The sequence below is a fragment of the Candidatus Hydrogenedentota bacterium genome, from assembly GCA_012523015.1.
In the GTDB taxonomy this organism is placed as follows: domain Bacteria; phylum Hydrogenedentota; class Hydrogenedentia; order Hydrogenedentales; family CAITNO01; genus JAAYBJ01.
Genome location: JAAYJI010000077.1, coordinates 1 through 7655 on the forward strand (window position 1 = coordinate 1; position 7655 = coordinate 7655).

11 protein-coding genes and 1 tRNA gene are annotated in these 7655 nt (G+C 48.5%); 8 read left to right on the plus strand and 4 right to left on the minus strand.

Annotation, left to right across the window (positions count from 1 at the left end):
- From tuf to argH, 8 genes are all read left to right on the plus strand, one after another.
- The coding region (gene tuf, locus GX117_03180; protein NLO32348.1) for an elongation factor Tu at nt 1–278 on the plus strand (278 nt) is incomplete at its 5' end.
- A gap of 108 nt (nt 279–386) precedes the next feature.
- Nucleotides 387–462 (plus strand) — tRNA-Trp (locus GX117_03185).
- A 53-nt stretch (nt 463–515) separates the two neighbouring features.
- Nucleotides 516–749, plus strand: coding sequence for a preprotein translocase subunit SecE (gene secE, locus GX117_03190; GenBank protein NLO32349.1), 234 nt, complete (start codon nt 516–518; stop codon nt 747–749).
- Nucleotides 750–759: 10 nt separating this feature from the next.
- Nucleotides 760–1422, plus strand: a complete 663-nt coding sequence (nusG, locus tag GX117_03195) for a transcription termination/antitermination protein NusG (GenBank protein ID NLO32350.1) — start codon at nt 760–762, stop codon at nt 1420–1422.
- A 17-nt stretch (nt 1423–1439) separates the two neighbouring features.
- Nucleotides 1440–1883, plus strand: coding sequence for a 50S ribosomal protein L11 (rplK, locus tag GX117_03200; protein ID NLO32351.1), 444 nt, complete (start codon nt 1440–1442; stop codon nt 1881–1883).
- A gap of 84 nt (nt 1884–1967) precedes the next feature.
- Nucleotides 1968–2675, plus strand: a complete 708-nt coding sequence (locus GX117_03205) for a 50S ribosomal protein L1 (GenBank protein ID NLO32352.1) — start codon at nt 1968–1970, stop codon at nt 2673–2675.
- Between the two features lie 139 nt (nt 2676–2814).
- Entirely contained in the window at nt 2815–2988 is a 174-nt protein-coding gene (locus tag GX117_03210) for a hypothetical protein (GenBank protein ID NLO32353.1), read from the plus strand.
- Nucleotides 2989–3067: 79 nt separating this feature from the next.
- Nucleotides 3068–4459: an argininosuccinate lyase gene (gene argH / locus GX117_03215; protein NLO32354.1), complete on the plus strand. Its 1392-nt coding sequence runs from the start codon at nt 3068–3070 to the stop codon at nt 4457–4459.
- A 39-nt stretch (nt 4460–4498) separates the two neighbouring features.
- Here argH and GX117_03220 read toward each other — a convergent pair whose 3' ends face one another.
- The 4 genes from GX117_03220 to GX117_03235 form a co-directional block, all read right to left on the minus strand.
- The gene (locus GX117_03220; GenBank protein NLO32355.1) at nt 4499–5428 is read right to left on the minus strand and encodes a hypothetical protein; all 930 of its coding nucleotides are present in this window, start codon (nt 5426–5428) and stop codon (nt 4499–4501) included.
- 130 nt (nt 5429–5558) lie between these two features.
- Entirely contained in the window at nt 5559–6419 is an 861-nt protein-coding gene (locus tag GX117_03225; protein ID NLO32356.1) for a metal ABC transporter permease, read from the minus strand.
- The gene (locus tag GX117_03230; GenBank protein NLO32357.1) at nt 6416–7198 is read right to left on the minus strand and encodes a metal ABC transporter ATP-binding protein; all 783 of its coding nucleotides are present in this window, start codon (nt 7196–7198) and stop codon (nt 6416–6418) included. The genes GX117_03225 and GX117_03230 overlap by 4 nt, the downstream gene beginning before the upstream one ends.
- A 14-nt stretch (nt 7199–7212) precedes the next feature.
- Nucleotides 7213–7655 (minus strand): zinc ABC transporter solute-binding protein (locus GX117_03235; GenBank protein NLO32358.1); only part of this gene is annotated, 443 nt, incomplete at its 5' end.

Here is a 7655-nt window from a genome sequence, read left to right on the forward strand (position 1 = left end):
AGAAATTTGAGGCCGAAGTTTATGTGCTTAAAAAGGAAGAAGGCGGTCGTCATACACCTTTCTTCACGGGTTATCGTCCCCAGTTCTATTTCCGTACCACGGACGTTACCGGTTCCTTGAATCTTCCAGAAGGCGTGGAAATGATTATGCCCGGTGACAACGTGACGATTACCGCTGAACTGATTACGCCCATCGCGATGGACGAAGAACTTCGCTTCGCTATTCGTGAAGGCGGCCGTACGGTTGGCGCCGGTGTCGTTACCAAGATTTTGGACTGATCCCTGTTTTTCCTCGTAGAGGAAGGCACAGGACAATTCCTATACATACATTTTTATTCGCTTTTGAATACGATAGATAATACATTCTATTGACCCATATTTTCGCGCAGGGGTGTAGCACAATGGCTAGTGCAGCGGCCTCCAAAGCCGAAGGTTGGGGGTTCGAATCCCTCCGCCCCTGCCAGTTTTTCTTATTCTTTCTTAACCGATGATTTCACAATAACACAGGAAACTATTATGGCGAAGCCGACCACCACAACCGAATCCGGTCCCGGTCTGATACAGCGTATCCAAGGTTTTTTTGAGGATATTATTAACGAACTGAAAAAGGTTACTTGGCCTACACGGGATGATTTGATGGCTTCCACAAAAGTAACGCTGTACATGCTGCTAATCATGGGCGTCATCACTTTTGTTTTTGATCGTGTGTTCGCTTTTATTATCATGAACGTTTTACATTTTGTCAGCTAGGAGATACTTTGTGTCGGAAAAAGATTACATAGAAAATGAATCTGTCTCTGAAGAAGCAGCTTCCGACGATGCTCCTGCGGTAGAAGAAGAAGAAGTCTTTACGTTGAAGGAAGTGCCGGACGACGGGATCAAACGGCGCTGGTACGTGTTGCAGGCGCATACAGGGCAAGAAGCAGCCGTAAAAGAAATGCTCCTTGCGCGCGCCCAACAACTCTCTAATCCGAATTTTATATCCAATGTATTTGTGCCTATCGAAGAAGTGGAAGTGGTTCGCGGCGGACAAAAACGCATTTCCCGCCACAAATGCTTCCCCGGTTATGTGTTGGTACAGTTGCCTGAACGGCCTGAAACACAGGCTGAATTGTGGCACATGATCAAAGACACACCTAGTGTGAGCGGATTCATTGGTGGTTCGCGCAATGCCCCCTCTCCCCTCGATGACAGCGAAGTACAAGCTATTGTTGAAGTCGTCCGCGGAGAACGGGAACGTCCGAAACCCAAGATTGATTTTGATGTTGGCGAACGGGTTCGCATTACGGATGGACCTTTTGCTAACTTTCTTGGACTTATTGAAGAAATCGACAATGAACGATCCATTGTCAAAGTAATAGTTGAAATTTTTGAACGTCAGACGAGCATCGAAGTTGAGTTCTGGCAAATAGAACAAATGTAGCATGGAGTTACAGTAACATGGCCCCCCCAAAAAAGAAAAAAATAAAAGCCCAGGTAAAATTACAGGTCAAAGCAGGACAAGCGAATCCTGCGCCGCCTGTAGGTCCTGCTTTGGGTCAGCACGGCGTTAATATCATGGATTTCTGCAATCAGTTTAATGAGCGCACCCGTGAACAACAAGGTCTCGTCATTCCGGTAATCATTACAATTTATGAAGATCGCAGCTTTTCCTTTGAAACCAAAACCCCTCCCGCCGGCGTGTTGTTGAAGCGTGCTGCCAAATTAGCAAAAGCATCCGCTGAACCCAACAAGACCAAAGTCGGTTCTGTTACCGACGCACAGATTGAAGAGATTGCTACGTTAAAAATGCAAGATCTTAATGCCGCCAGCCTAGAAACAGCCAAAAGTATGGTGCGCGGCAGTGCGCGGAGCATGGGCATAACCATCGATACCAAATCATAATCCCGCCTACGGGCATCTTCTTGTATCATCATCACTTAAACGTGGGAGGAAGCAATTCCGTCAATACCACAGGAGAACTGAGTCATGGCTAAACATAGCAAACGCGTTGACGCTTTTAGAAAACAAATTGACAAACACACGTACCACACCGTAGAAGAATGCTGCAGCCTCGCCAAGGAAAACGCTACTGCAAAATTTGACGAGACAATTGAACTTGCTTTTCTACTGGGCGTGGATCCCCGTCATGCGGACCAAATGGTTCGTGGTTCCGTAGCTTTGCCGCACGGAACGGGTAAACAAGTACGGGTTGTTGTTTTTTGTGAACAGGAAGATCAAATTGCGGCGGCTACCGAAGCCGGCGCAGAAGCCGTGGGCAGTGAAGAACTTGTTACGCGAATCCAAGGCGGTTGGACTGATTTCGACGCCGCAGTGGCAACCCCTGCCATGATGCGCCTTGTCGGTCGCTTAGGTAAAATCCTGGGACCACGGGGACTGATGCCGAGCCCGAAAGCGGGTACCGTCACCAATGAGGTCGGTCAAGCGGTCAGTGAAATTAAAGCAGGTAAAATTGAATTTCGTGTCGACAAAAACGCAAACATTCATGTGCCTATTGGCAAAGCATCTTTCACCCAAGAACAAATTCTTGAAAATGCGGTCAGTGTTATCGAAATTATATTTAAGTCTCGGCCGAGCGCTTGCAAAGGCACCTATTTAAAAGCCTGTACAATGAGCAGTACCATGGGCCCCGGCTTACGCATGGATCCCGCAGCGCTCACTTCCCAGTATCGCTAAGGCGGCTTCTCCCGCAAAACGAATGAATAATGACATGATCCCAACGGGTTGTCCGGCACTATGGTAACGGACAACCCGTTTGCTCTATTATAAGGACTCAGATTAAACAATGCTTTGAGCGCAGTATAAGGAGTTCCCAATGAAAGTACAAGATTTTGCCTATCAAGTTGCTTTGCGTACCATGGATATCTTGGAAAATGTCCAACATTATAAAATTAGTGAGCAACATCGCAAAGATATTCTCGCCACGATTTTGAAAGAAATGGATCAACTGATCCAAAAGTCCTCTGCCCCGCGCAAGGATAAAAAATAAGGCTGTCCTAAAAGAACAGCGCCCGCCAATATCCTTTCTTAAACCCAGTGCAGTGCCTGATCAGGAGTAACAAAAGATAATGAGTAAGTTATGGGGTGGTCGATTTGAAGGTGAGACCGATGCTCTTATGGAACGTTTAGGAGAATCGGTTTCTTTTGATTCCAGACTGGCGCCATGGGATATTCGCGCCAGCATTGCCCACGCGCGGATGCTGGGAAGTTGCAATATTATTACGCAAGAAGAATCAGAGTCCATTATTTCCGGATTAAAAGCGATTCATAAAGAGATTGAAGAGGGATCCATTGTTTGGGATTCCACACTTGAAGACGTGCACGGCAATATAGAGGCACTGCTCGTCAAAAAAATTGGAGATGCCGGGAAAAAACTGCATACGGGCCGCAGCAGAAATGACCAAATTGCTACGGACATGCGTCTATACCTCCGAGATCAAAGCGATGCGATTGTGGGCGCCCTAAGGGCATTGCAAGAGGCGATTATCCTGTGCGCAGAAGCACACAAAAGTTTTATTATGCCCGGCTACACACACCTTCAGCCGGCGCAGCCTGTGCTGCTCGCCCATCATCTGCTCGCCTATTTTGAAATGTTTGACAGAGACGTGGAGCGCTTCAACCAACAGCGCGACAGAATTAATGTGATGCCCCTGGGCTCTGCTGCTTTAGCGGGAACACCACACCCCATTAATCGCGACCAGGTGGCGGAAGAATTAGGCTTTTCCATGCTGTCAAGAAACAGTATGGATGCTGTGTCTGACCGCGATTATCTCATTGAATTTTGTGCCGCAGCGAGCCTTGTCATGATGCATCTGTCACGATGGAGCGAGGAACTGATCTTGTGGAGTGCGCCCGCTTTCAATTTCATTGAAATAGGCGATGCCTTCACCACGGGCTCAAGCATTATGCCGCAAAAGAAAAACCCTGACGCCGCTGAGCTGACACGGGGCAAAACAAGCGCGGTCTACGGCGACCTCGTGTCTTTGCTGACCCTTATGAAAGGGCTGCCCCTCACGTACAACCGTGATCTGCAAGAAGACAAAATTCCCGTCTTCCACGCTGCCGACACAACGCTCTTATGTCTTGCCGTCTTCACCGCCATGATTCCCACCATCACCTTTAATCGCGACAGCATGAAAAAAGCGGCAGGACAAGGCTTCATGAATGCCACTGATCTGGCTGATTATCTTGTTTCCAAAGGTGTGTCTTTCCGCAATGCCCACCAAATTGTGGGTGAAATTGTTCGTTATTGCATTCAGACGGATAAAAGTTTGGAAGATCTCAGTCTGGAAGAACTGCGCGAATTCTCAAAAGTTTGCAGGGAAGATGTCTTTGCTGCCCTCGATTTGGAAACTGTTGTGGCACAGCGCAACCAGCCGGGCGCAACCGGCCCTGCCCGCGTACACGAGGCATTAAAAGCAGCAAAGGGAAAGATAGCTGCCGCCTCTCCCCCACGCTAAAAAGAACGCTGTCTCACATAGAAACAGATTCTAAGCAGATCACTTGTTACAGCTCTGTTTTTCCAATTTTAAATTCTTAAAATGGATGGAACAAGTGTAACTGCCCGGCACCTCCCATCCAAGATTAAATCCGCCGAAACTCAGGTCTTCCGCACATGTTTTTACAAGGAAGCCTCGGGATTGCGCCGCATCTAATGCCTCTTTTAATAAGGGCACCAAATCGCAATCCACTGTATACCACTGCCTTATTTCGACAGGACTATCATAAAATCGGGATCCTTCCATCGTACAAATAAATTTGCCAGTGGAATCCTCATTGCCCTGATCCACGGCTTGATGTCCCGGCGGGATGGGGTAGCGTACGTCGTAAATGGGCACGCCAAACCAAATCATATCCCGATAATCTTCGCTCTGAGGATTGTTGTTGTGGATATTCCAATAGGCGCTGGTTTGCGCTGTATGCAGCCCGGGATCCATCGTTTCGTCCGTATCTGCAACGCACCGGATCACCTGAAAATCCAAAGAAAAATGTAAGGCACGAAGATCTTTCATGGATAAGTCCCGTAGGCTCTGTTCCACAAGAAGGTGTGCCCACTGTTCATTTTTTTGACGCAGTCTATCGCCATATTCCACGCCGCCTCGCACGGTCAGGCATACCCCTTCCCCGGAAAGTCCTCCCGGGAAAAGGACAATTTCTTTCGCTTCATTGGCGAGGACGATACTCCCATCTGCCCGCTTCGTTGGCTCCGCGCCTTCAAGACTGAAGTTCGAGCCCCATTGACACAACCGCCAAAGAGAAGGCAGCGATTCATCTTTTACGAGGACACGTCCGATTTCAAGGGGATTCATGGAAGAACGTATGGCGGAAAGTCTAAATCCGCCGTCGAGGCTCAAATCCTCCAGCGCTGAAATCCCTTCACAATGAGCCGCCATAAAAAATAAAATTATATTCCATACCGCAACAATCACACTGTTTCTCCTTGTGGTTGAGCCTTCGATTTACGTGAACGATCTTGTGGGTTAGAAAGCATGGCGACAGACAGACTTTGGATCCCTGTACTACGGTCGCGCCCGGCGATCCCACTGGCAGTGCCAAGGGTTAACGCTGATGCCTTCCTTTGATGAGTTTTGCGCCCGCAGCCATGAAAGTAACCAGCAAATAACAAGCGCCGGCAACAAGTATAATCACAGGGCCCGCGGGTAAATCGGGACCATAGCTGAGCCCTAAGCCCCCCAGACAGCATAGGGCGGCCAATGCTGCTGCGAAATACATCATTTGCGCCAACGATTTCGCAAAACGCCCGGCAATAGCCGCCGGCAGCGTAAGCAAGGCAATGACCAATACAATCCCGACAATCATAGAGAGGGCGACAACGGTTAGCGCCGTTAATGCCAACAACAAAATATACACCAAATTTACGTTAATGTTTCGGGTGCGCGCATATTCTTCGTCGAAACAAACGGCTTCAAATTCATCAAACCAGTAAATTACTATCCCGGCAATGATCAAATCAAGACCGAGAATCAGATACAAATGACTTCCGGAGACCAGCAAAATATTGCCGAATAAATAGCCCATCAGATCAGAGGCATAGCCCGGTGTGAGATAAATAAAAACGACACCGAGCGCCATACCAACGGACCATACAGCGCTGATGGCAGAATCTTCCCGTTCTTGACTGTTTAGGGACACCCAGCCAATAATACCGGCAGCTATAAGCGCCGCCGCTAAGGCGCCATAGGCGGGGTGCAGCCAAGACCAGCCCATGGATAATTGGAGATACCGCGCGGCGCCCATGCCGCCCAGCACACAATGCGCCACACCGGCGGCAATATAGGTGATGCGCCGCACAACAACGTAGGTTCCCACCATACCGCAGGAAACACTTAATAACAGAGCGGCAATGACTGCATTTCTTGCCAAGGGTTGATTCAGGACTGCGTGGAAAAACTCGCTCATAGTGACGCCTCTTCATTGGTATTTTTGAATATAGATGGAGGCGCCATGCCCGTTATATGCAGCATCAGATCTTCATCCATCGTATCGGTCGGAGGATGAATGTGCACATTTTGGTTTACACAATAGACTTGCCCGAGAAAGCGCATCGCAACTTTGGGATAGTGGGTGACGAGCACAATTGTCATAGCGCCACGCAGCTTCTCAAGACTTTGTAAAATCTTTTCCTCCGCGCTGATGTCAACGTTGGAGGTGGGTTCATCAAGGAGTAACACCTTGGGATTTCCTGCAAGGGCACGGGCGATTAAGACCCGCTGTTTTTGTCCGCCCGACAAGCTGTTAAACCAACGATAGGATAAGCTCTCTAGGCCTACGGACTTCAAAGCAGTGTGAACCCGTTCCTGAGTTTCTTTTCGACGCCGGAAGCGGAGATTGGCGCCGCCATCCAAGCAGCCCATGCGCACTACATCAAAAACCCGAACGGGAAAAAGAGGATCGAATCGGGTACTTTGAGGCACATAGCCCATGTAATTTCTAACTTCTCCAGGCGGTTTCCCAAAAACATAAACATGACCGCGGGAAGGTTTGATCAATCCCAGAATCATTTTAAAGAGAGTTGTTTTGCCGCCGCCGTTAGGTCCCACAATGGTTGCGAAGGAACCTTGTTCAATACTGATATTGACGTCCAAAAGCGCGGCCAGTGCTCCGTAATATACAGAAACATTTTCTACCCGGATGGCTGCGATATTGGATTCATCGTTATTTTTTGAAAGGGCTCCCATGGGCAATCGGCTCTCTAAAGTTCGGGTTCGTCTTGAAGGTGTTCGGCCAAGGCACGAGCCATGCGAATCATATTCTCATAATAATCCGCTGCTAAACCATCTAGGAGAACAACGCTTACCCCTGTTTCAGCAGCGACAGAATTTAACTCTACCGCTTTGAATTGAGGTTGTTCAAATAAGGCGCGGGCGCCTGTGTTTTTAAGTTCTTCAATAATGGCGTAGAGCCTGCGCGGGCCCGGGCTTTTTCCTTCGCTTTCAATGGCGCGTTGTTCCAATCCGAATGAATCCGCAAAGTACCCAAAGGCAGGGTGGAAAACATAAAAGGTTTTCCCTTTAACGGGCGCCAGAATTTGCGATGCTTCCTCGTGGAGCCTATCCATTTCCTCTTCAAAGGCTTTAAGATTTTCATCAAAGTAAGCAGCCTGATCAGGTCGACATTTCTTTAAGGCATCGGCAA

Bases quoted from the DNA above. Each gene is read 5' to 3' on its own strand.
- secE (NLO32349.1), top strand. From the start codon at position 516: ATGGCGAAGCCGACCACCACAACCGAATCCGGTCCCGGTCTGATACAG.
- rplK (NLO32351.1), top strand. From the start codon at position 1,440: ATGGCCCCCCCAAAAAAGAAAAAAATAAAAGCCCAGGTAAAATTACAG.
- GX117_03210 (NLO32353.1), top strand. From the start codon at position 2,815: ATGAAAGTACAAGATTTTGCCTATCAAGTTGCTTTGCGTACCATGGAT.
- GX117_03230 (NLO32357.1), bottom strand. From the start codon at position 7,198: ATGGGAGCCCTTTCAAAAAATAACGATGAATCCAATATCGCAGCCATC.
- GX117_03205 (NLO32352.1), top strand. From the start codon at position 1,968: ATGGCTAAACATAGCAAACGCGTTGACGCTTTTAGAAAACAAATTGAC.
- argH (NLO32354.1), top strand. From the start codon at position 3,068: ATGAGTAAGTTATGGGGTGGTCGATTTGAAGGTGAGACCGATGCTCTT.
- GX117_03225 (NLO32356.1), bottom strand. From the start codon at position 6,419: ATGAGCGAGTTTTTCCACGCAGTCCTGAATCAACCCTTGGCAAGAAAT.